This window comes from Rickettsia endosymbiont of Thecocarcelia acutangulata (genome assembly GCF_964263195.1).
Taxonomy (GTDB): Bacteria; Pseudomonadota; Alphaproteobacteria; order Rickettsiales; family Rickettsiaceae; genus Rickettsia; species Rickettsia felis.
In genome coordinates this window covers 16,695-40,014 of the sequence record NZ_OZ181652.1, presented here as the reverse complement: position 1 = coordinate 40,014, position 23,320 = coordinate 16,695, and the positions used below count along the sequence as shown (strand labels likewise).

The following is a 23,320-nucleotide window of genomic DNA, read 5'->3' as shown; positions in this document are numbered from 1 at the left end:
AAGCTCTTTAATTACTAATTAAAATTTATTTACAGATAGACCTAAGAAATTTAATAAATTCATCAATATTGATTTTTATATCATCTTCTAAATGTTCTTCTGTTGTCTGTTCTACATAGAAAGGATAATAATCACATGACATATAATTTGCCATTCTTTTATAAAAACTTCTAGGAGGAGTTGTGCCGTGATCAATCTCTACTAGTTTACATTTTGGAGCTGCAAAAATAAGATTAGCAAATCCTGATCCATGCGGTCCAACTATTATTTTTGCTTTATTAAAAAGCTGGGCTTGTTCATACGGAGAATATAGCTCTAGATATATTGCCTTAAAACCAAGTTTCTCAATTTTTTCTATTAATTTTTCTTCATTAACTATTTTTCGGGTAGAAGCGTATTTACGAGAAATATATATTTTATCGTATACTTTACTATTATCTTTAATAAAAATATTTCTTAAATCTTTTTTTAACCATAAAGGCAAAATTGTACCTTTTACCGGAATAAACGGTACAGATGGAACAATTAGTCTAGTAGCTTGAATTATACAATCGCTATTTACTACAAAAAGCTTATCTTCCGGTATATTTAAATAATTTAATACTATTTCTAATGACTTAATTTGCCATGAATATTTTAAATTATTAATATAGATACGGTCATATTCAAGATCCGATTCTTTTAATATAATTAATCTAGGCAAAATTTGTAGCAGCCAATGATACCAATTTTCAGAACCAGAAGATGAAATTACTGCTAATTTTCCATTAAAATATAAAGGATTTTCTGTATTAATATCTCGTTTCTTATTTAATAAACGATGTTGATCACCTAAGCTTGTTTGAGTATCTTGTAGAATATAACCTTCTTGAGTTAAAATTCCACCTTCATTAATTACTGTGCCATTTGGTAACTCTAAAATAAATTGTTCAGTATTTTCTTCTTTAAATAACTTTTTAATTTCTATGTTAGATTTTAGCGATTCTATGGAAATAAGTTGATGTTTATTCTTTAATGCATAAGCATTACTAATATAGAAGAGGATAAGAATTATGAATATACAATATCTCATAAAGAGAAAAAAAGATAATTAAAAATTTGCATTGCAAGCTTGGCAGCGACTTACTCTCCCATGCCTTATGACATAGTACCATTAGTGCTATGAAGTTTCACGTTCGAGTTCGGGATGGGATCGTGTGTTTCACTCATGCTATAACCACCAAGCTAGCAATACAAACTTTTAAAAAAATAGATTTGTATGGCTTGCTGTTAATGTTGTTGCATGACTAAATTTGTCATTCCTGCGGAAGCAGGAATCTAAATATTAAAAATTTTTCTAGATACCGTGGCGGGACCACGGTATGACATTATTAGCTGTGCAACAACATTTTTATTCATTGATAAAGCTAATTTAACCTGATAACTTTGTGAGTTGATACTACATTTTTATAGAATTAACACTATATGCATATGTAATCTCACAGCAAAGTAAATCAATCGAGCTATTAGTATCGGTTAGCTACACGCATTACTGCACTTCCACACCCGACCTATCAACGTGGTGGTCTTCCACGGCTCTAATGGGGAAGTCTAGTTTTGAGGTGGGTTTCCTGCTTAGATGCATTCAGCGGTTATCCCTTCCGTACTTAGCTACCCAGCTGTGCCGTTGGCACGACAACTGGTCCACCAGGGGTACGTCCACCTCGGTCCTCTCGTACTAAAGGCAGTTCCTCTCAAACTTCCTACACCCACGGCAGATAGGGACCGAACTGTCTCACGACGTTCTAAACCCAGCTCACGTACCACTTTAATCGGCGAACAGCCGAACCCTTGGGACCTTCTCCAGCCCCAGGATGTGATGAGCCGACATCGAGGTGCCAAACGATTTCGTCGCTATGGACGCTTGGAAATCATCAGCCTGTTATCCCCGGAGTACCTTTTATTCGTTGAGCGATGGCCCTTCCACTCGGGACCACCGGATCACTATGACCGACTTTCGTCTCTGCTCGTCTTGTCAGACTTGCAGTCAGGCTAGCTTATGCCATTGCACTCTAAAAGTTGATTTCCGACCAACCTGAGCTAACCATCGCACGCCTCCGTTACTCTTTGGGAGGCGACCGCCCCAGTCAAACTACCCACCATGCATTGTCTCGGATCCTGATTCAAGGATCTCGGTTAGATGTCAAGAACCAAAAGGGTGGTATCTCAAGGGTGACTCCACAAGGGCTGACGCCTTCGCTTCGTAGTCTCCCACCTATCCTGCACATCTGATTCCTAACACCAGTGCAAAGCTATAGTAAAGGTTCACGGGGTCTTTCCGTCTGACCGCGGGAACTCCGCATCTTCACGGAGAATTCAATTTCGCTGAGTCGATACTGGAGACAGTGGGGAAATCGTTACGCCATTCGTGCGGGTCGGAACTTACCCGACAAGGAATTTCGCTACCTTAGGACCGTCATAGTTACGGCCGCCGTTCACTGGGACTTCAATTCAGAGCTTGCACCCCTCCTTTTAATCTTCCAGCACTGGGCAGGCGTCAGACCCTATACGTCGTCTATTGACTTTGCAGAGCCTTGTGTTTTTAATAAACAGTCGCTACCCCCTAGCTTGTGCCACCTGCACATGGTTGCCCATATACAGGTCATCTTTCTTCCGAAGTTACAGATGCAATTTGCCTAGTTCCTTCAGCATCGTTCTCTCAAGCGCCTTGGTATACTCTACCTGTCCACCTGTGTCGGTTTCGGGTACGGTCTTTATGGACCTCTCACATAACTTATTTTTAGAGACAATTTGTGCGTCACCCCTCAACTCAAATCCTCACGTACGCTTATGTACGCTGCGGTTTTGCGTTTCGTGTCTCCTACAAATTTCTCTCTATAAAGTAAGCTATGTGAGAGGTCCATGTGAAGGTGTTATTTCCTGGAAAATATTCACTGCACAATCAATCCAATAAGACTGTACAATTTACTATTTTCGTCACATCCTTCAGGTTCAGGAATATTAACCTGATTCCCATCGATTACGCCTTTCAGCCTCATCTTAGGGGCCGACTAACCTTGCACAGATTAACTTTACGCAAGAACCCTTGGACTTTCGGCGAGAATGTTTCTCACATTCTTTATCGCTACTTATGTCAGCATTCTCACTTCCGATACCTCCAGCAAACCTTACGGTTCACCTTCGCAGGCTTACGGAACGCTCCGCTACCACTCACGCTTAGAGTGAATCCGCATCTTCGGTACATGACTTGAGCCCCGTTACATTGTTGGCGCAAGAAAACTTACTTAGACTAGTGAGCTATTACGCTTTCTTTAAATGATGGCTGCTTCTAAGCCAACATCCTAGTTGTTTTGGTCTTCTCACATCCTTTAACACTTAGTCATGATTTAGGGACCTTAGATGGCGGTCTGGGCTTTTTCCCTCTCGACTATGGACCTTAGCACCCATAGTCTGTCTGCTATGCTGTACTCGTCGACATTCGGAGTTTGATTGAGTTTGGTAAGTCTGTGGGACCCCCTAGCTCATTCAGTGCTCTACCTTCGACGGTAATCGCTATAACGCTCTACCTAAATAGATTTCGCGGAGAACCAGCTATATCCGAGTTTGATTGGCCTTTCACCCCTAACCACAGCTCATCCCCTACTTTTTCAACAGTAGTGGGTTCGGTCCTTCAGCGGATTTTACTCTGCTTTCAACCTGGCCATGGCTAGATCACCCGGTTTCGGGTCTAATTCATCTAACTAAAACGCCTTATTCAGACTCGCTTTCGCTACGCCTACACCTAACGGCTTAAGCTTGCTAGATAAACTAAGTCGCTGACCCATTATACAAAAGGTACGCCGTCACAAGACATATAAATATGCTTGCTCCGACTGCTTGTAAGCATTTGGTTTCAGATACTATTTCACTCCCCTTATCGGGGTACTTTTCACCTTTCCCTCACGGTACTTGTTCACTATCGGTCACTAGAGAGTACTTAGGCTTAGAGGGTGGTCCCCCTATGTTCAGACAGGATTTCACGTGTCCCGTCTTACTCAAGGACTTCAAACTTTTTACCTATACGGGACTATCACTCTCTATGGTCAACCTTTCCATGTTGTTTTAGTTATTTTTTTGAAGCCACTGGCCTGGTCCGCGTTCGCTCGTCACTACTAACGGAGTCTCGGTTGATGTCCTTTCCTCCAGCTACTTAGATATTTCAATTTGCTGGGTTTGCTTCATATAGCTATGTATTCACTATACAATACCTAATAAATTAGGTGGGTTTCCCCATTCGGAAACCTTCGGATCAAAGTTTATTCGCAACTCCCCGAAGCTTATCGCAGCGTATTACGTCCTTCATCGCCTTCTAATGCCAAGGCATCCACCAAATGCTCTTATTATATTTACTTACGCTTTTTACTTGAGATTACACGATGCATACAGAATTAATTTCACAATTATTTTCAGTATCTACTCACAATATAAATTTTTATTATCGCGGTGTATTTAGTTTTTAGCTTTATCAACTTTTTAAACAGCTACAAAGTTTTACTTATTCAAACTTTGCGTGATGATTTTATATCTATATTTTCAAAGCTTGTCAAACACTAATTTCAAATAATTTTAATTTTATTTCTTACTAGGTGGTTTAAAGTTATTTTAATCTCTTTTTAGAATAGGCTTTGTCGGCTTTTTGTTTAGATTTTCAGTCCCTAATTTTGTATTTACCTTATCGCCTAAATCTTCAAAAAAGAATCTGCCTTTTTGTAAAACATGATTTACCGCTTTCATTTCTCCTTCTCTGTTTATCAAACCGCTTTGAGTTTTAACAAACAATAATTTACCGTCTTTTCTAAAGACTAGATTTTCATCAATTTCAAAATCTTTAGTTATACTTAAATTACCGTTCTTATCAAATTTACCTAAAATATTTTTCTGTAAATCAGCAAATTCGGCATGAGTGTATAATTTTGAAATTTCTTTTATTTGCTTTGGATCGTTTATATGTTCGCCAGCTTTGTTAATAAAGTCGCTAATTTCATATTGAGATGTTTTACCGTGTGGAGTTTTTTTCACAAGAAATTGAGTTTCCGTAAGTAGCTTAGTTTGATTCTCTACTTCATCATCTAATATATTAATTACTTTCCTTTTTATAGAATAAATATCACTATTCTTTTCAAGCTTTAAGATAAATTCCTTAATGTCTAAATCATCATTAAACCTAACTTCTTTTTTATCTTTACCCATAATTAATACTCTTATTTTAATATTGTATCTTTTAAAATATTTGTACCACGTAAAAATTCTTCTATATTCAAAGCTTTTTTACTCTCTTGCTGAAGTTTTTTCACTCGTAATATACCTCTTCCACAAGCTATTTCCAGCTTATCGCTAATAACGGTGCCGGAAGTAAAGTGATGCTCCGCATTTAAATATTCTGCTTCAAGGATTTTAATTATTTTATCATTATAACTAAAATATGCTCCGGGCCAGGGATTCATCCCTCTTATTTTACAATCTATTTTATATGCGGATTCATGCCAATTAATTTTTCCTTCTTCTTTAGTTAATTTATGAGCATACGTAACACCATCACTTGACTGTTTTATCGGTACTATATTATCAATATTTGCAAGTGTTTTTATTAGTAATTCAGCTCCTAAATTAGCACATTTATTGTGCAATTCTTCCAATGTTGTCCTTTCTTCTAAATCAAAATCTTCTTTCATCAATATATCACCCGTATCAAGCCCTGCATCCATACGCATAATACATACGCTACTTTTCCGATCACCCTCTATAATAGTACGCTGCAGAGGAGCCGCTCCTCTGTGACGAGGCAAATCGGATGGATGGATATTAAGACAGCCGTATTTTTTAGCTTCTAATATAGCTTTCGGCACAATAAAACCATATGCAATAACAACTATAATATCAGCATTACTCTTATTAATTAGATTTATTATTTCATCATTACGAAGAGTAGAAGGAGTATAAACAGGAATTTGATGCTCAAATGCTAATTGATGTATTGGAGATTTAGCTAAGTTAAGCCCTCTGCCCTTAGCTTTAGGTTGCTGGGTAAAAACAGCTTTAACTTCATGATGAGTTATAAGTTTTTTAAGAGCGGGAACTGCAAATTCAGGCGTTCCCATAAAGATTACTTTCACACTATATTATTTTTGAGTTTCTTAAGCTTACGAAGCACCACATCTCGTTTTAAATTACTTAAATAATCAATCATGAGCTTACCTTCCAAATGATCATACTCATGCTGGATAACTCTTGCAAGCCAATCATTTGCTTTAAGCTCTTGCGATTTACCATGATAGTCTAAATACCTAATCTTTATAGATTCCGGTCTTGCCACCTCAATACGTTGCTCCGGTACTGATATACAACCTTCATTAGCCGTAATTAGCTCTTCTGATTTTTCTATTATTTCAGGATTCACTATAAAAAGCGGATAAAAATCCTTTGGTCTTTCTACCGGATCATGATCTTTTATATCAATTACTAAAATACGTTTCAATACCCCTACTTGTACTGCTGCAAGCCCTGCACCGTCTTCATGGTACATAGTTTTAAGCATATCATCCATAAATTTTCGTGTTTGATCTGTAAACTCTAAAACCGGCTGAGATTTCTGCTTTAATCTTTCATCAGGTGCCGTTACTATCAGTAATATTGACATAATTAAATCTTAATATTTTATTTTAATATACCATAAAACCACCAAAATGTAAAGAAAGTAAACCCGCCTAATTCCGGCAATAGTTGCATAATAAACTCACCTATTTGCAATAATTTGTCGAATTAATAATTATTTAGTAAAAAATAATAGCAAATATCAGATAACATGTTAATAAATAAGGCTTGCATAAAATTAAGGAGGAATAGCAATGCATTGGGGTGATATTGAAGAAATTGCCGAACAACTCGAAGAACATTGTAGCGATCAGTATAATGAAAAAAAAATTTCATTATTAAAGCTAGAGAAACTGATTAGAGATTTAAAGGACTTTGAAGATGAAGAGAAAAAAGTCGAAGAAGTTACATTAGAAGAAATTTTAGACAAATGGGAAGAATTACGGGAAAAAATTAGAGAAATCGATTAAGTAGCTTTTGAGTTATTTTCAGGCATTTATAAATTAACTTTATAAAAATATATTATAATCAATAACAATATAGCAACTGCCTGAAAAAAAACTCTTAAAGTCATTAACTTTGAACTAAATTTCTTATCAAACTTTCCTCCGATAGCCATCGACACTACCCCTATAATAAGAACCGAAACGGTTAAACCAATAGCAATTAATAACCACATCATAATTTATTACTCAATATATAATTTCCTACACAAAGATTATATGCTTTTTCTCTTTTAAATCAATTATCTAATTAATATTTGAGATCCAGTTCAAAAATTAACTAATTCTTCACAAAAAATAACAATTCTAGGGACACAAATATCTCATTTATTAAATATAGATAATTCAACAATTACTTTAAAAGAAAAAGAGATATTAGGTTCTTGCGTTCTTATTAATTTCCGCTTAAAAATATCTAAAAATACAAATAATTTAATTTTCCGCACGCAAGAACCTAGAGTATTTTGAGAAACCTAATCTAAGCTTTCTGAGTTATACTATATATATTATCTATCAGTTTAACAAAAGCACCATTTCCTAAAACATTAGCACAAGTGATTACAGGATCAAACAAGATATAAAGAGCTGTAATCAGAGACATCATATTAGTATTAAAACCTAGATATTGTTCAAGTATAGGAAGCATTACAATAATTCCTCCACCTGGTATAGCTGCTACTAAAAATTTTGCCAATACAAAATAAAAAGTAAAAATAAGATAATTAAATAAAGTAGGCTCAGCTAATCCATAACTTTTTATTATAGCATAAGCCAAAATTGGTATAGCGAAACAATCGCCCACAAGATGAATATTTACTGTTATTGGTACAACGGTACGAGCGAGTACTTTATTATTTGTATTATTTTCCGCTCCTATTATACTAAGTGGCATACTTATAACACTAGACATAGCACTAAATACACTTATAGATGCTGGCATCATATTACTGAGGCTAGCTATGAATTCCTTAACTCGACAGTTACTTAAAATAAAATAAGCAAGAAAGATATAGCCAAACTGAGCAAATGCGATTGTCCCAAAAATGAACATATAATCTTTAATAATTATACCTAATACTTCATCAAACTGTAGTTTTACGATAAAGCCCATTATAAATAAGGGAATTATATAGATAAACAATCGCAATATTTTTGCAACAAATGCTTCTATCTTGAAAGCCAATCCAATTGCAATCTCAGCACAAAATTTTGAGGATATAAAGCCTAAGATAATACTACTAAATACGATTTTATCATTAGAAATAATATTAGGAAAATTAAGCAACCATAAAGGCTTTAAACTATCATTTTCTATAGGAGAGATCATTGATAAATTGAATTGATATATGTATATACCTACATAATGACTTATGAAAGTAGAACAAAAATTAGACCCACATACTAGTAATAATATTAAGAAAACTATACGTGTTGCATCTTTGGCTAGCATTACAACAGATTTAAAAAGTAAGCCAAAAATAATTAAAGGAAGAAATAATCCAATTATAGATTTAATAGATAGACTTATTGAATATAATAACCTTTTTACTTCTAAACTCATTAGTGGGTTGAATAATATGATAGCTATGATAATAGCCATTAAAATAAGTGGCATTTTACGAAACATAAAACTTACCTAATAATAATTAGTTAATTTAAAGTGGTGGATATAATTAAAAGAAAGATATAGAGATATTGTTACCGGCTTGAACCGGTTGTAGTAGTAAAGAAAGACTGAAAAGTTAATATGTGCATATTCATAAATTCAATATACAGTTATTATAGAGAGAAAAATTAGTGTTGCAATACTTCTCTAGAAGTTCTTTGGGAGGTATTGCTAACTAAAAGCAGAGTAGTTAATAAATTAACGTCATTGCGAGGAAAATTACGAAATAATTCGACGAAGCAAGGAAGAAAAAAATTCTAGTTTACAGAATTTTTTTATTATTTTTCTGGATACCACGATCAAGTCGCGGTATGACACTGAGTAGGTTTGCCGATCCACGCAACAACGCCTTAACTAAAAACAACATCACCATTATACTTCAAAGTAAAATGAACAGTAGTATACGAAGATCAACTTCAAAAAGAGCAAGGAATCCACAAAGCGAGGAGCGGAGTGTATACTTAATACGTGAGCACCACAGCTCTTGTAGGATGACGTAGCCAATTTTTGAAGTTGATCAAGTATACACCTCTTCAGATTGTTCTAATCCCTCTTCCTCTAACTCACTATCTTCTTCGCTTTCAGAAGTTTCAGCAATTAAAGAGACAGATACGACTTTTTCACCGTCATCTAGCTTAAATAGGATTACGCCGCTAGTGTTACGTCCCGTAATACGCACTGACTCAAGTTTACAGCGAATTAACTTACCGCTATTGGTGATCAGCATTAGCTCATCATCCATTTTAACTGGCATAACACCGACGACTAAACCGATTTTGTCGTTAATATCCATATTGATTATACCGCTGCCACCACGGTCAGTAATTCTATAGCCATAAGCCGAGCTTCTTTTACCAAAACCGTTCTCTGTAACCGTCAAGATAAATTCTTCGGAATTTGCCATTTCTAAAATAGAATCTGCAGTCAAAGTTACACTTAACTCTTCAAGGTTAAACTCCTCACCTTTAGCAATCTCAAGCCTTTTTTCCCATGGCACTGTTAAATAAGCATCTCTATCCTCTTTTGTACTGCTAATGCCTTTAAGCACAGTCATAGAAATTACAGAATCCTCCTTGGCAAGTTTCATACCTCGCACTCCGTCGGAAGTACGGCTCTTAATAACACGCAGCGATTCAACAGGGAATCTTAAAGCTTTACCGGCTTTGGTAGCAAGTAAAATATGCTCGTCTTCTTTACATGGTTTTACGTCTATTAATTTATCGTCCTCATCAAGCCTAATAGCAATTTTACCGTTCGACTGAATTTTTTTGAAATCTAATAAATCGCTTCTTCTGATGTTACCCTTAGCAGTTGCAAACATAATATTTAAATTATCCCACTCATCCTGATTTTCAGGTAGCGGCATAATATTCGTAATATGCTCATTTTCTTTCAACGGTAATATATTAACCATTGGTCTTCCTTTACCTTGCGGATTACTTAAAGGTAATTTATATAGTTTTAAACTATAAACCTGACCTATATTTGAGAAGAACAACATTGGCGTATGAGTACTACCGACAAAAACTTGTGTGGTAATATCTTCATCACGCATTGAAAGCCCTGATCTTCCTTTACCGCCACGTTTTTGCGAACGATAGCTACTTAGAGGTACACGCTTGATATACCCACCAAGCGTTACGGTTACTACCATTTCTTCACGCTGAATTAAATCTTCTATATCTTGATCAAATTCGCCGAATTCAATTGAAGTAAGACGAGGAGTCGCAAATTCTTCTTTAACTTTAATTAGCTCTTCCTTTAAAATCTCAAGTAACCTTATACGAGAGCCGAGTATATTAAGATACTCGGCAATTTCCGTAGCAAGGTTTTTTAAATCCTCTTCAAGCTTGTTTTTCTCCATAGCGGTTAGACGTTGTAGCCTCATTTCTAAGATTGCCTTAGCTTGCACCTCAGTAAAGCTACATTTGCCTTGCTCATTTAACATTGCTTTATCATCAACTAGCTTCACAAGAGGTAGAATATTTAACGTATCCCAGCTGCGTGCCATTAATTCTTGCTTAGCTGCATTCGGGTCATTTGAAGCTTTGATAATACGTATTATTTCATCGATATTACTAACGGCAATGGTTAACCCTAGTAAAATATGTGCTCTATCTCTTGCTTTATTTAGCAAATATATAGTACGGTTAGTAATTACCACTTCCCTAAAACTAACGAAAGCTGCAATTACTTCTTTCAAATTCATCATTTTCGGTAGCCCGTCTTTAAGAGCAAGCATAATAACACCAAAGCTAGTTTGTAGCTGCGTACATGCGTATATTTGATTTAAGACTACCTCAGCAACTACATCTTTCTTTAATTCAATAAAAATTCTTACACCGTTTTTATTCGATTCGTCACGTAAATCACTTATACCCTCAATACGTTTCTCTTTAACCATCTCAGCAATCTTTTCAACAAGCCTTGCTTTATTTACCATATACGGTATTTCGGTAATAATAATTGCTTGACGGCTATTACCGATATTCTCAATCTCGGCTCGACCTCGCATAATTATACTGCCTCTACCGGTAAGATATGCCGATCTAATACCGCTAATGCCTAAAATCATTGAACCTGTAGGAAAATCCGGTCCTTTAACAACTTCTAGTAAATCTAATATTTCTATATTGTTATTATCTATATATAAACAACAAGCATCGATAACCTCACCTAAATTGTGCGGAGGGATATTAGTTGCCATACCGACCGCAATACCTCCGCTACCGTTAACCAATAAATTAGGAAACATTGCAGGAAGTACGGAAGGCTCTTCTTCAGAACCATCGTAATTAGGGTTAAAGCTGACAGTCTCTTTATCGATATCCTCTACGAGCTTATGCGAAACTTTGGCCATTCGAGATTCGGTATATCTCATTGCCGCCGCCGCATCACCGTCCATCGAGCCGAAATTACCCTGCCCGTCTACAAGCGGTAAACGCAAGGAAAAATCTTGTGCCATACGTACTAACGAGTCGTAAATAGCACTGTCACCGTGCGGATGGTATTTACCCATCACGTCACCGACAATTCTTGCAGATTTTCTATAAGGTTTGCTAGCATGATTACCGGCTTCATACATAGAATAGATAATTCGGCGATGCACCGGCTTTAAGCCGTCCCGAACATCCGGTATAGCTCTACTTACTATAACACTCATAGCATAATCAAGATAAGATACTTTCATCTCATCTTCGATATTTACCGGTACTAAATTAGAAAAATTTTGATCAGTCACGATTACTTAGCCTTAAATTTAATTTAATGAATTATATTTAATAATAGAGACATAATAAATTTCTTTCAAGGATTGCTTGTATTTACTTTGTACTTTGAAAGGCAGTATTAAAATTCTTTTAGAAAGGAGTTTTAAATAATGTGTAGCCAAGATAAAAGGAGATTTTTATTTTGGCTACTAATTTAATTTTATCCTAAAATTTCTACACAATTATTATTTTCTATACTAGTATCACTTTGAAACTCATAGAATGGATTAGCCAAACTTATTGCTTCATATAATAGGTTATTCTCTGATTCTATGTCTAATTCCTTATTGATGAACCACTCATTTATATTTTCGTTATAGATAAATAAATCTTTAGCTGATGATTCTAATTCATTTAAATCATCGCTAGAGAATCCAATTTTACTTAAATCATTATTAATTCTATTAATTAAATATCCTCTTTCTATTAATAGCTTTAGCAAGCCATATTCACCAAATAAGTGTGCTGTTCCTACACAACATACAATATCTTTATTATATTCTTTAAAGTAATGATCTATTTTAGTTATCCATGCTGTGTTACGTTGTTTAATGAGCAGTGCATCATCTGATGGGATCATATCTGTCAACATATGCCCTTTCAAATATTCTAAAGATATGATATTCATCTATCTTGGGTCTTCTATACAGGAAATAACATAATTCTCAAGGTATTGTATGTCCATACCTTGCATAGTATTCGTGTCATCTAAGTTTTGCACTAACTTTCCTTCTTGACTGTAATGTCTTGCTAACTCCGAATCCATACCTTTATGTCCTTCCTGTGCAGCAAACATTATAACCCCTTCATGAGATAAATCATGTAATTTAAGATTCAATTCCGATTTATGAGATAAAGCTTTTGCTGCTATCTTTAATATTCTTGGATCAATATCATCATGGGTACTATCAGCATTTTTATTTAGCAATTTTAAGTCTGATAAGAGTTGTAATCTCTCTGAAACAGATTTTTCTCCATCTCCTTCGGTAATAAGTATTTTCTGTTTCAATAAAAATTCTTTTGCTACCTTTGGCAAGAAATCTATGCTTAAAAAATGTACTGACCCTAATAAATAAGCCGATTTATTATCACGACTAAATTCAAATAAAAACATATCAAACCTCAAAGATTAATTAATTTTAACTAAATATAAGGTAATATATTGAGCTGATTTTTATTTTCAATCAGGATTATTGTTTTTATGGACCTAGTTAGCAAGCCACGGAGTGACACAGTGGATTTTACCGGTCCACGCAACAATGCCTGCTTGCAGTGACGACTTAGGTATCTACGCAACAAGCTCTTTAGTCACTTGCAATGACGACATCAACCGTTTCTAGGTAATGACATAATCGTAAGAGTTAACAGACTTATATTATATATTAGAATTATTTTATACTTTCTAAATATAATGAACATTGCTCTATTCTTTTTATATCATCTAATGTTACCTGTTCTTCTAACCTTTGTTTAAACTTAGCTCTTAGTTTTTCTATAGTAAACTCAGCTCCATTTTGTGACAGACGTGAGGAGCGAAGCCTATAATAATAGGCGAAAGGGCGGACAACGAAGCACAAAGTGGGGATCAGTTTACTATAATCTTTATTTTTCTTAGAAACCGGTAATATTTTAGACAATAATTTATTATTTTTGTTGAACATGTAATTACTCTCATGATTAAACTTAAATTGCTCAAGTTTCAACCACCGAAGAGAAATATCCCTTGGTGGTCGGGGGAGTTCAAAGAACCGCCTAAGACAGCTACAATAGCCTTTAAGCTTAAAGCAATGCTTTAAGCTCTGTACATAGCTATTATCTCCCCGACCGCGATGAAGTCGAGGATTATACCATTTATACGGCTGATAATACCGCTTAGGAGTGAGGCTTTGAAACCCCAGAATAACGTTACCGCTATTCTTGCAAGAGATTTTACTCAATTTTTTTGAAAAGTCAATTAGCTATCTATACAACAAGACTTATATTAGATTAAACTAACAAACCTCTATAAGGCTATGGTGAGAATCACCAATCAATATCCCGAGACCTTCCCCTCCATTATCATTATGATCAAAATGATTGTAATTAAAATCATTTTTAGGACAACACAATTTGAATCTAATATCTTTAATAAACATTGTATCTATATAACTTGATTTAGTATCATATATCTATAAAACTTCTGCTCCATCCCAAACAACTTTTTTCTCATCCGATAACCTTATAGCTTTATAATTTTTAACTTTTAATCTATTAAGTATAGTAGGAGTCAAATCATCTGTAATAATTTGAGGTCCAGCTCTAAGCGAAATCCTTGCCGCATCATTTGAAAAAGGAACTGTACCTATATCGGTATACGAAGTACCGGCAAAAGTAAGTGTCCTACCGTTTTCTACTTGTATTAAATTAATTATGGGGTTATCTATAATAACACGCACTCCATTCGCCGAAGAAGCCATTGCTTCGTTAGCTAAAATATTATAATTCATATCGGAAGAACTTACAAATGTAGTGATAGTGTCGCCTATTACTATATCTTCTCCGTTAAGTGTCAATGTAACTGTAGTAGCAGGTTCTACCGGCACTATATCTTCCATGCTAAATGTAATTCTAGTAGCTGCTCCTATAGTAGTTGTTGTACTTTCCAGCATAATTTTTACCTAATTTTCTGTTAAAAAGCTATTATACACAAAATTATAAATGAGTAAAGAGAGTATTAATAAATTAATGCCTCGCTTACTTATTGTTGCAAGCGGCTAAAAATTTTGTTGCATGGATAGCTTTACATTGCCGCAGAAGCGTTGCCCGCGTGGATACCGATGTTATTCCTAGCTAAAAGCGGGAATCCAGTACTTTTAGCTGTCACCCCGTGGTCAAGCCACGGGATGACATCCGTTTTATCTATCCATGCAACAACGCCCGTTTGCAATGACGTATTTTATTTACTTTTCTCCTCCTGCTGTTTATACCAGAGTTCTGCGTAATAGCCTTTGTGCTGTAGCAAGGTTTTATGGTTGCCTCGTTCTACTATATAGCCATTATCTAAAACGATAATCTCGTCTGCATCGATAATAGTTGATAGTCTATGAGCAATGATAAGAGTAGTATGATACTGTGATATTTCTTTAAGGCTTGCTTGAATTAGCTTTTCGGTTTTAGTATCAAGCGAGCTTGTTGCTTCGTCAAAAACATATATTGCCGGATTTTTTAGGATGGTTCTTGCAATTGCAATACGCTGTTTTTCGCCGCCTGAAAGCTTTAAGCCTCTTTCGCCTACCTGCGTTTCATACCCTTCGGGTAGCGTGCTAATAAACTCATGGATATGAGCATTTTTTGAGGCTGCTATAACTTCATCATAGCTTGCTGCATTATTACCATATGCGATGTTGTAATATATCGTATCGTTAAATAGTACGGTATCTTGCGGAACGATTCCAATAGACTTACGAAGTGAGCCTTGAGTAACTTCTCTTATATCTTGATCATCTATAGTAATATTGCCGCTATTAATATCGTAAAACCTAAAAAGCAAGCGTGATATAGTTGATTTCCCTGCCCCGCTACTACCTACCACCGCTAAAGTTTTACTGCTTCCTATCGTAAAACTTATATTATGCAAAATCGGACGTTCCTGATTATAAGCAAAACTAACATTATCGAAACTAACCTCACCTTTTGAGATAATTAACTCCTTAGCGTTCACGACATCTTCTACTTCTGCCGGTATGTCTAAAAGATTAAACATATCTTCCATACTAACTAGAGCGTTTTTAATTTCTCTATAAGCAAAGCCAAGTATTGAAAGCGGAATTGATAGCTGAAACAAGTAAGTATTAACCATTATTAAATCGCCGACGGTCATTTTATTCTGATTAATAGCATTTGCCGAAAGTATCATAAGGCTAACAAGCCCTAAGGATATTATAACATCCTGTCCTATATTTAAAATCGATAGGCTGTTAGTGATTTTAGTAGAAGATTCTTCATAATTTTGCAAGGCCTCATTAAACCTTACTGCCTCATATTCTTCATTACCGAAATATTTAATAGTCTCAAAATTTAGTAAACTATCTATTGCAATATTATTAGCGGTGTTATCACTTTTATTTACTTCTCTTACGAACGAAATTCGCCAAGTACTGATCTTGAAAGTATAAACCACATAAACTATCATCGTTATTAAAATAGTTACGGCAAACCAAATACCGTAAACATACCATAACATTCCACTTACAAGGATTATCTCTAGGCTTGTCGGGAAAATATTAAATAATGAATAACGTAATATTGCTTCAATACCTGTAGTACCACGCTCTATTGACCTACTTAAGCCTCCTGTTTTTCGGGTAATATGAAAACGCATACTTAAATTATGCATGTGCTTAAAGACATTTAGAGCAACTAAGCGAGTCGCCTGATGTCCTACTTTTGAGAAAATAATATTTCGCAGCTCACTAAATATTTGTACCAATATTTTAGTTCCGCCATATGCAACAATAATCCCTATAATAACAGAAAGAGCAAAATTTTTATTTAGCCCATCTATTATATATTTATAAACAATCGGAACGAAAATATTTATTACTTTAGCTATGACTAGACAAATAAGAGAAGTAACAATACGCAGGCGTATATCAAAATCCTTCGACCATAAATAAGGCAGAAGTAAATAGAATGAATTTTTATGATTGTTGTTTTTGGACATTTTTGAAGTTTTTGCAAGTTTGTATGGCTTTGTCATTCAAGAAGAATGTAGGCATGGCTCGGTGTCATTCCAGCAACGGCGGGAATCCAGAAATACACTTGCCTAAATCTTCCCATCTAGGATTAATTTTTTCTATTAATTTTATTTTCCAACTACGATTCCACTTTTTTAATGCTTTTTCTCTAGCAAGAGCTTCTTTAATATCAGCAAATTCCTCGGTATAAACAAGTTTTATAACATTATATCTTGTCGTAAAACCCTTGATTATTTTTTGCTTATGTTCATAAGTACGGCGTAGTATATTATTAGTAATGCCAATATACAAAGTACCATTGCGATCAGAACATAATATATATACCCAATACATTTTTATTATTTATTTTTTCTGGATTCCCGCCTACGCGGGAATGACATAAACGAGCCATGCAACAATACCCTACGTTCGCTCGCAATGACGTTTTTATTAATTATGCCCCGGCTGCAGGCGTCTTCTTCGGTTGCCCTTCCAGCAACTTATCTAGCCTTCCCTCTTTTTCAAGATCAAACAGAGCATCACAGCCGCCAATATGCATATTATCTATAAATATCTGCGGGACAGTCTTTTTTCCACCGGATTTCTTAATAAAATTTTTTTTCTCTTCCTGAGTAAAATTACTTACTTCAATTTCCTCATAAACAACATTTTTCTCATCAAGCAATGCTTTAGCTTTTATACAATAAGGACAACTAGCGAGAGTATAAATAATAATTGTGTGTAATATAGCTTTATTCATAATATTATATTTTTTGTTAGATTTTAATATATTATCTTAAACTATAGTTTTTAAAGCAAGTAAAAATACATGAATAATTTTTCTATTATCTCAGAATATAAACCGGCAGGCGATCAGCCAAAAGCAATAGACGAAATTATAATAGGATTAAATAACAAGAAACGCTCGCAAATGTTGCTTGGTATTACGGGGTCAGGCAAAACTTTTACTATGGCGAATATTATAGAGAGAACTAATCGCCCTACTCTGATAATGGCACATAATAAAACTTTAGCTGCTCAAATTTATTCAGAAATGAAGTCGATTTTTCCAAAGAACGCCGTTGAGTATTTTGTCTCATATTATGATTATTACCAGCCCGAAGCTTATATAGCACGTACCGATACTTTTATAGAAAAAGACTCATCAATTAACGAGCAGATTGATTTAATGCGTCATTCTGCTACAAGATCGTTATTAGAGCGTCGTGACGTTATAGTAGTTTCTTCCGTTTCCTGTATTTACGGGCTTGGCTCTCCTGATTTATATTATCAGATGACGGTTAATCTAGAACCTGGTAAAAGCTACCCTCGTGATAAACTATTAAACGATTTGATAAATCTACAATATGAGCGTAACGATATCGGGTTTGAACGCGGCTGTTTTCGGGTTAAAGGCGATAACATCGATATTTTCCCCTCACATTATAGCGATAAAGCTTGGCGTTTATCGTTTTTCGGTAATGAACTTGAATATATACATGAATTTGATCCCCTAACGGGCGAGAAACTTGCTAAGCTCGATAAAGCTATAGTTTTTGGTAATTCACATTTCGTGATGCCGCAAGAAACGGTAAATAGTGCCATATCAGCTATTGAAGAGGAGTTACAAAAACGCTTAGAGTTCTTAAAGTCGCAAGATAAACCGCTTGAAACGCAAAGGCTAAATCAACGTACTCAATATGACCTTGAAATGCTGACAGAAACCGGCAGCTGTAAAGGCGTTGAAAATTATTCGAGATTCTTTACCGGTCGTAATGCCGGTGAGCCGCCACCGACATTATTCGAGTACCTACCTGAAGATGCGTTATTATTTGTTGATGAAAGCCACGTATCCGTACCACAAATTAGAGCGATGTATAACGGCGATCGAGCAAGGAAAGAAGTATTGGTAGAGCATGGGTTTCGTTTGCCTTCTGCTCTTGATAACAGACCTTTAAAATTTGAAGAATGGGAAAAATTTAGACCGCAAACCGTTTTTGTATCAGCAACCCCGGGACCATTTGAGCTAGAAGAAACCGGAGACACTGTAGTAGAGCTGATTATCAGACCTACGGGACTGCTTGACCCCGAATGTATTATCAAGCCTGCTACTAACCAAGTTGAGGATTTAATTGGCGAGATTCAGGCTACTATAGCTAAAGGTTTTCGTGTTCTAGTCACCACCTTAACTAAAAAAATGGCAGAAGATTTAACCGCCTATTTGCAGGAGCTAAAATATAAAACTTCTTATTTACATTCTAACGTTCATACGCTTGAGCGTATCGAGATTTTACGAGATTTACGACAAGGTACTATCGATATTTTAGTAGGTATTAACCTATTAAGAGAGGGGCTTGATATCCCTGAATGTGCCTTAGTTGCTATACTTGATGCAGATAAAGAGGGATTTTTACGGTCGGAAGTATCGTTAATACAAACAATCGGAAGAGCTGCAAGAAATAGTGAGGGCAGAGTTATACTTTATGCCGATAAAATGACTAAATCTATTGATAAAGCCATGAGCGAAACTTTGCGTAGAAGGCAAATCCAACAGGAATATAACGAAAAACACGGCATAATTCCAAAGACTATCAACCGTACTATTCACGCTTTAGCAGAACTTGAGAAAGTTGATAGTAAGCTTGATAAAAAACAAGCTCATACTTTATTTGATAACCCTGCTAAGTTAAAAGCCCATATTGAAAAATTAAAGAAAGACATGCTTAAAGCCGCAAGTAATCTTGAATTTGAACAAGCCGCAAAACTTCGTGATCAGCTAAAAACTTTAGAAGAGGCGGCACTTGAGTTGAGCTAAACCCGATTGTCACCCCGTGGCTTGACCACGGGGTCCAGTAAAAAAATATAAATATAACAATTTTTTAAAACTAAAAGCTCGATTTATCTCGCTTTATGCTGGATCCCGTGGTCAAGCCACGGGATGACACCCAGCAGGTTTTTCGATCCATACAACAACGTCTATTAACAACACTTAAAACTTCTTCTATGATACGGTGATAAGCCATGTATATTAATAGCTTCGATATGTTCACGAGTGCCGTAGCCGGAATTTTTATGCCATAAATATTGTGGGAATTCAGTACTTAAATCTAGCATCAAACGATCCCTAGTAACTTTTGCAACAATAGAAGCCGCAGCAATCGATAACGATAAATTATCACCGTTAATTATACTAACAAATCTTTTATCCTTAAACGGCATATTACCGTCAACTAAAACTATTTCCAGCTTAAGGCTAAGATTTGCCGCAGCAATAGAACAAGCTTTTTTAGTTGCTTCTAATATATTAATTTCATCAATTTCGGTATGAGAAATAATAGCGGTCGACCAAGCATAATTACTAGTTATTTGCTCATATAATAATTCTCTCTTCTTTTTAGAAAGTTTTTTAGAATCTTTAATACCCGGTATAATATTAGTGTTATCTATTATAACGGCACTTGCTACTACCGGACCTGCTAGCGGTCCTCTACCTGCTTCATCTATACCTGCTATAATATAGTTATGATATTTTTTTTCAAAATGTAATAGATCTACTTCCATAATTGTATTTTTTTAATTTTTAATGTATATAATATATAGTCTTTGTTGTATGAACGCCGAGTCGTAATTGCAAGCGACTGCAAGGAGCGTGGCAATCTCATGAAATAATAAACTCCTGAGATTGCTTCGTCAAAACTTATAGTTTTTCCTCGCAATGACGATAAAAATCAATCTATGCAACAAAACCTAAAATAATATAGAATTATAAAGTGCAAAATTATTTTCAATTATTAGGACTTCCGCAAGATTATAATATTGATTTAAAGATATTAGAAAAGCAATATTTTGCTATGCAGGTAAAATATCATCCCGATAAAGCAAAAACTTTGCAGGAAAAGGAACAAAATCTAATTACTGCGGCTGAATTAAATAACGCTTACTCTACTCTTAAAGATGCCTTAAAGCGTGCTGAATATATGCTGCTTTTACAAAATATAAATTTGAATGACGAAAAGACACGTAGTTTACTTTCGCCTCTAGAATTAAGCATATTCTGGGATGAAATGGAAATAATCGAAAATACAATCTTATTTAGTGATTTAGAAAAAATAAAAGATAAATATGAATTAATGAAAAAGCTTGAGATTGATTCTTTAAAACAAGCTTTTGAAGAACAAAATCTATCAGATGCAACTATAAAAACTAGCAAGCTTAAATATATTGGGATATTGCTGCATAAACTGCAAGAAAAAATAAAATCATGCAAATAATAGAAATTACAGAACCGGAGCAAGCTGATTTTAAGCAAGAACGGCAAATAGCAGTCGGCATCGATTTTGGCACTACTAACTCATTAATAGCTATTGCAACTAATAGAAAAGTTAAAGTTATTAAATCTAGAGATGATAAAGAACTAATCCCAACTACTATAGATTTTACAAACGAAAATTTTATAATAGGTAATAATAAAGGGCTGCGTTCTATTAAAAGACTATTCGGTAAAACATTAAAAGAAATTCTAAATACTCCGGCACTTTTTTCGTTAGTTAAAGATTATCTAGAGGTAAATAGTAGTGAGCTTAAATTAAACTTTGCAAATAAACAACTGCGAATCTCTGAAATTGCAGCAGAAGTTTTTATTTACTTAAAAAATCAAGCAGAAGAGCAATTAAAGACTAATATAACTAAAGCAGTTATAACCGTACCTGCACATTTTAACGATGCAGCAAGAGGCGAAGTAATGCTTGCGGCTAAAATAGCAGGTTTTGAAGTATTAAGGCTAATTGCCGAACCTACTGCAGCTGCCTATGCTTATGGCTTAAACAAAAATCAAAAAGGCTGTTATTTAGTATATGACCTAGGCGGCGGCACTTTTGACGTATCTATTCTTAATATACAAGAAAGCATTTTTCAAGTTATAGCAACAAACGGCGATAATATGCTTGGTGGCGACGATATAGATGTAGTAATTACACAATATCTTTGCAATAAATTTGATTTACCTAATTCTATAGATACTTTACAACTTGCAAAAAAAGCAAAAGAAACTTTAACATATAAAGATAGTTTTAATAATGATAATATATCAATTAGTAAGCAAACATTAGAGCAATTAATTTTACCTTTAGTAGAACGTACTATCAATATAGCTAAAGAATGTTTAGAACAAGCAGGAAATCCAAATATAGATGGCATTATTTTAGTTGGCGGTGCAACCCGCATTCCTTTAATAAAAGACGAATTATATAAAGCATTTAAAGTGCAGCATATTTCCAAAAGGTTCAGACAAGATGAATTTAAAGGCGAGCCTGCGGAGCGTATAAAAATACGTGAGCACAGGCAAGTCCTGCAAAATTCGCTTGTATCAAACTTTATGGAATATGCTGTAGATATTCTATCAGATATTGATCCTGATAAAGCAGTCGTATGGGGAGCTGCATTACAAGCAGAAAATTTAACAGCACCCCATACAAATTCATTATTGATTGATGTAGTACCTTTATCGCTGGGTATGGAATTATATGGCGGTATAGTTGAAAAAATCATTATGCGTAATACTCCGATTCCTATTTCGGTAGTAAAAGAATTTACGACTTATGCCGATAATCAAACCGGTATACAATTTCATATATTGCAAGGCGAACGTGAAATGGCTGTAGATTGCCGTAGCTTGGCTCGATTTGAGTTAAAGGGGCTTCCTCCTATGAAAGCAGGAAATATTAGAGCTGAAGTTACTTTTGCTATTGACGCAGACGGTATATTATCCGTTTCCGCTTATGAGAAAATCAGCAATACGTCACATACTATAGAAGTAAAGCCAAATCACAGTATTGATAAAACGGAGATTGATATTATATTAGAAAACGCTTATAAAAATGCTAAAATAGATCATACTACAAGATTATTACAAGAAGCAGTAATTGAAGCAGAGGCTTTAATCCTTAACATAGAACGTGTTATAGCGGAATTAACAACTTTATTATCGGAAAGTGAGATATCTATAATTAATTCTTTATTAGATAATATAAAAGAAGCCACACACGCTAGAGATCGGACCTTAATTAATAATTCTATTAAAGATTTTAAATCCAAAATAAAAAAATCTATGAACATAAAGCTTAATATAATAATTAATGATTTACTAAAAGGCAAAAATATCACTCAAATAAAATAAGGAAAAATAAGAAGAATGTCAGGAAAAATAAAAGTAACATTTATTATAAACGACGGGGAAGAAAAAACAGTAGAAGTGCCGATAGGGCTTTCTATTTTAGAAATTGCTCATGGTAACTCTATAGACCTTGAGGGAGCTTGTGAAGGTTCGCTTGCTTGTGCTACTTGTCACGTTATTTTAGAAGAAGAATTTTACAACAAATTAAAAAAACCTACGGAAGCAGAAGAAGATATGCTTGACTTAGCCTTCGGTCTTACCGATACTTCTAGATTGGGATGCCAAATTATTTTAACCGAAGAATTAGACTGTATAAAAGTACGCCTTCCTTCTGCTACTCGTAATATAAAATTATAATGGATTAA

Annotated in this window: 21 protein-coding genes and 2 rRNA genes; 5 read left to right on the top strand and 18 right to left on the bottom strand. The window is 34.8% G+C overall.

Translation table 11 applies throughout. The features are described 5' to 3' along the window. Nucleotides 1-25: 25 nt before the first annotated feature. The 6 genes from ACE38Q_RS00205 to def all read right to left on the bottom strand — a co-directional run bounded on the left by ACE38Q_RS00205 (nucleotide 26) and on the right by def (nucleotide 6,676). The gene (locus ACE38Q_RS00205) at nucleotides 26-1,072 is read right to left on the bottom strand and encodes a glycosyltransferase family 61 protein (RefSeq protein ID WP_500189617.1); all 1,047 of its coding nucleotides are present in this window, start codon (nucleotides 1,070-1,072) and stop codon (nucleotides 26-28) included. A gap of 37 nt (nucleotides 1,073-1,109) precedes the next feature. Beyond that, a 5S ribosomal RNA gene (gene rrf, locus ACE38Q_RS00200) occupies nucleotides 1,110-1,224 on the bottom strand. Between the two features lie 260 nt (nucleotides 1,225-1,484). Further along, nucleotides 1,485-4,391: ribosomal RNA gene (locus ACE38Q_RS00195) — 23S ribosomal RNA — on the bottom strand. A gap of 250 nt (nucleotides 4,392-4,641) precedes the next feature. Further along, on the bottom strand, nucleotides 4,642-5,058 hold the full coding sequence (locus ACE38Q_RS00190; protein ID WP_500191170.1) for a hypothetical protein: 417 nt from the start codon (nucleotides 5,056-5,058) through the stop codon (nucleotides 4,642-4,644). A 182-nt stretch (nucleotides 5,059-5,240) separates the two neighbouring features. Then, nucleotides 5,241-6,152 carry a methionyl-tRNA formyltransferase gene (gene fmt / locus ACE38Q_RS00185; protein WP_500189616.1) on the bottom strand — a complete coding sequence of 304 codons (912 nt, stop codon included), beginning with the start codon at nucleotides 6,150-6,152 and terminating at the stop codon, nucleotides 5,241-5,243. Beyond that, nucleotides 6,149-6,676, bottom strand: a complete 528-nt coding sequence (gene def, locus ACE38Q_RS00180; RefSeq protein ID WP_500189615.1) for a peptide deformylase — start codon at nucleotides 6,674-6,676, stop codon at nucleotides 6,149-6,151. Before def ends, fmt begins: the two co-directional genes overlap by 4 nt. 208 nt (nucleotides 6,677-6,884) lie before the next feature. Between def and iscX the strand changes: the two genes are divergently transcribed. Further along, nucleotides 6,885-7,100: a Fe-S cluster assembly protein IscX gene (gene iscX, locus ACE38Q_RS00175; protein WP_500189614.1), complete on the top strand. Its 216-nt coding sequence runs from the start codon at nucleotides 6,885-6,887 to the stop codon at nucleotides 7,098-7,100. Between the two features lie 26 nt (nucleotides 7,101-7,126). On the opposite strand, the gene ACE38Q_RS00170 is transcribed toward iscX, so the two are convergent. The 11 genes from ACE38Q_RS00170 to grxC form a co-directional block, all read right to left on the bottom strand. Next, the gene (locus tag ACE38Q_RS00170) at nucleotides 7,127-7,312 is read right to left on the bottom strand and encodes a twin transmembrane helix small protein (RefSeq protein WP_040257119.1); all 186 of its coding nucleotides are present in this window, start codon (nucleotides 7,310-7,312) and stop codon (nucleotides 7,127-7,129) included. 144 nt (nucleotides 7,313-7,456) lie between these two features. After that, nucleotides 7,457-7,579, bottom strand: a complete 123-nt coding sequence (locus ACE38Q_RS00165) for a peptide deformylase (protein ID WP_081427741.1) — start codon at nucleotides 7,577-7,579, stop codon at nucleotides 7,457-7,459. Nucleotides 7,580-7,611: 32 nt separating this feature from the next. Next, on the bottom strand, nucleotides 7,612-8,694 hold the full coding sequence (locus tag ACE38Q_RS00160) for a cation:dicarboxylate symporter family transporter (RefSeq protein ID WP_500191167.1): 1,083 nt from the start codon (nucleotides 8,692-8,694) through the stop codon (nucleotides 7,612-7,614). 622 nt (nucleotides 8,695-9,316) lie between these two features. After that, nucleotides 9,317-12,040, bottom strand: a complete 2,724-nt coding sequence (gene gyrA / locus ACE38Q_RS00155) for a DNA topoisomerase (ATP-hydrolyzing) subunit A (protein ID WP_500189613.1) — start codon at nucleotides 12,038-12,040, stop codon at nucleotides 9,317-9,319. A 188-nt stretch (nucleotides 12,041-12,228) separates the two neighbouring features. Continuing rightward, on the bottom strand, nucleotides 12,229-12,648 hold the full coding sequence (locus ACE38Q_RS00150) for a TraB/GumN family protein (protein ID WP_500189612.1): 420 nt from the start codon (nucleotides 12,646-12,648) through the stop codon (nucleotides 12,229-12,231). Between the two features lie 48 nt (nucleotides 12,649-12,696). Continuing rightward, entirely contained in the window at nucleotides 12,697-13,182 is a 486-nt protein-coding gene (locus ACE38Q_RS00145) for a hypothetical protein (RefSeq protein ID WP_500189611.1), read from the bottom strand. Between the two features lie 274 nt (nucleotides 13,183-13,456). Further along, nucleotides 13,457-13,729 (bottom strand): hypothetical protein, encoded by a 273-nt coding sequence (locus tag ACE38Q_RS00140; RefSeq protein ID WP_500189610.1) that lies wholly within the window; start codon nucleotides 13,727-13,729, stop codon nucleotides 13,457-13,459. 507 nt (nucleotides 13,730-14,236) lie between these two features. Next, on the bottom strand, nucleotides 14,237-14,716 hold the full coding sequence (locus tag ACE38Q_RS00135; protein ID WP_500189609.1) for a hypothetical protein: 480 nt from the start codon (nucleotides 14,714-14,716) through the stop codon (nucleotides 14,237-14,239). A gap of 287 nt (nucleotides 14,717-15,003) precedes the next feature. Next, on the bottom strand, nucleotides 15,004-16,770 hold the full coding sequence (locus ACE38Q_RS00130) for an ABCB family ABC transporter ATP-binding protein/permease (protein ID WP_500191165.1): 1,767 nt from the start codon (nucleotides 16,768-16,770) through the stop codon (nucleotides 15,004-15,006). Between the two features lie 64 nt (nucleotides 16,771-16,834). Then, nucleotides 16,835-17,137 (bottom strand): GIY-YIG nuclease family protein, encoded by a 303-nt coding sequence (locus ACE38Q_RS00125; RefSeq protein WP_500189608.1) that lies wholly within the window; start codon nucleotides 17,135-17,137, stop codon nucleotides 16,835-16,837. A gap of 100 nt (nucleotides 17,138-17,237) precedes the next feature. Beyond that, nucleotides 17,238-17,543, bottom strand: coding sequence for a glutaredoxin 3 (gene grxC / locus ACE38Q_RS00120; RefSeq protein WP_500189607.1), 306 nt, complete (start codon nucleotides 17,541-17,543; stop codon nucleotides 17,238-17,240). 69 nt (nucleotides 17,544-17,612) lie between these two features. On the opposite strand from grxC, the gene uvrB reads away from it, so the two are divergent. Then, on the top strand, nucleotides 17,613-19,598 hold the full coding sequence (gene uvrB / locus ACE38Q_RS00115) for an excinuclease ABC subunit UvrB (RefSeq protein ID WP_500189606.1): 1,986 nt from the start codon (nucleotides 17,613-17,615) through the stop codon (nucleotides 19,596-19,598). Between the two features lie 164 nt (nucleotides 19,599-19,762). Here the strand turns inward: uvrB and rnhB are convergent, their stop codons facing one another. After that, on the bottom strand, nucleotides 19,763-20,344 hold the full coding sequence (rnhB, locus tag ACE38Q_RS00110) for a ribonuclease HII (protein WP_500189605.1): 582 nt from the start codon (nucleotides 20,342-20,344) through the stop codon (nucleotides 19,763-19,765). Between the two features lie 209 nt (nucleotides 20,345-20,553). Between rnhB and hscB the strand changes: the two genes are divergently transcribed. Genes hscB through ACE38Q_RS00095 form a run of 3 tightly spaced genes read left to right on the top strand, consistent with a single transcriptional unit; the run spans nucleotide 20,554 to nucleotide 23,312 of the window. After that, complete coding sequence (gene hscB / locus ACE38Q_RS00105) at nucleotides 20,554-21,054, top strand: Fe-S protein assembly co-chaperone HscB (RefSeq protein ID WP_500189604.1); 501 nt, start codon at nucleotides 20,554-20,556, stop codon at nucleotides 21,052-21,054. Beyond that, on the top strand, nucleotides 21,045-22,958 hold the full coding sequence (gene hscA / locus ACE38Q_RS00100) for a Fe-S protein assembly chaperone HscA (protein ID WP_500189603.1): 1,914 nt from the start codon (nucleotides 21,045-21,047) through the stop codon (nucleotides 22,956-22,958). Before hscB ends, hscA begins: the two co-directional genes overlap by 10 nt. A gap of 15 nt (nucleotides 22,959-22,973) precedes the next feature. Then, nucleotides 22,974-23,312 carry a ferredoxin family 2Fe-2S iron-sulfur cluster binding protein gene (locus ACE38Q_RS00095; protein ID WP_500189602.1) on the top strand — a complete coding sequence of 113 codons (339 nt, stop codon included), beginning with the start codon at nucleotides 22,974-22,976 and terminating at the stop codon, nucleotides 23,310-23,312. Nucleotides 23,313-23,320 lie beyond the last annotated feature (8 nt).

Bases quoted from the DNA above. Each gene is read 5' to 3' on its own strand.
- ACE38Q_RS00205 (WP_500189617.1), bottom strand. From the start codon at position 1,072: ATGAGATATTGTATATTCATAATTCTTATCCTCTTCTATATTAGTAAT.
- def (WP_500189615.1), bottom strand. From the start codon at position 6,676: ATGTCAATATTACTGATAGTAACGGCACCTGATGAAAGATTAAAGCAG.
- iscX (WP_500189614.1), top strand. From the start codon at position 6,885: ATGCATTGGGGTGATATTGAAGAAATTGCCGAACAACTCGAAGAACAT.
- ACE38Q_RS00170 (WP_040257119.1), bottom strand. From the start codon at position 7,312: ATGATGTGGTTATTAATTGCTATTGGTTTAACCGTTTCGGTTCTTATT.
- ACE38Q_RS00160 (WP_500191167.1), bottom strand. From the start codon at position 8,694: ATGAGTTTAGAAGTAAAAAGGTTATTATATTCAATAAGTCTATCTATT.
- ACE38Q_RS00150 (WP_500189612.1), bottom strand. From the start codon at position 12,648: ATGATCCCATCAGATGATGCACTGCTCATTAAACAACGTAACACAGCA.
- ACE38Q_RS00145 (WP_500189611.1), bottom strand. From the start codon at position 13,182: ATGTTTTTATTTGAATTTAGTCGTGATAATAAATCGGCTTATTTATTA.
- ACE38Q_RS00140 (WP_500189610.1), bottom strand. From the start codon at position 13,729: ATGTTCAACAAAAATAATAAATTATTGTCTAAAATATTACCGGTTTCT.
- ACE38Q_RS00135 (WP_500189609.1), bottom strand. From the start codon at position 14,716: ATGCTGGAAAGTACAACAACTACTATAGGAGCAGCTACTAGAATTACA.
- ACE38Q_RS00130 (WP_500191165.1), bottom strand. From the start codon at position 16,770: ATGTCCAAAAACAACAATCATAAAAATTCATTCTATTTACTTCTGCCT.
- ACE38Q_RS00125 (WP_500189608.1), bottom strand. From the start codon at position 17,137: ATGTATTGGGTATATATATTATGTTCTGATCGCAATGGTACTTTGTAT.
- grxC (WP_500189607.1), bottom strand. From the start codon at position 17,543: ATGAATAAAGCTATATTACACACAATTATTATTTATACTCTCGCTAGT.
- uvrB (WP_500189606.1), top strand. From the start codon at position 17,613: ATGAATAATTTTTCTATTATCTCAGAATATAAACCGGCAGGCGATCAG.
- rnhB (WP_500189605.1), bottom strand. From the start codon at position 20,344: ATGGAAGTAGATCTATTACATTTTGAAAAAAAATATCATAACTATATT.
- hscA (WP_500189603.1), top strand. From the start codon at position 21,045: ATGCAAATAATAGAAATTACAGAACCGGAGCAAGCTGATTTTAAGCAA.
- ACE38Q_RS00095 (WP_500189602.1), top strand. From the start codon at position 22,974: ATGTCAGGAAAAATAAAAGTAACATTTATTATAAACGACGGGGAAGAA.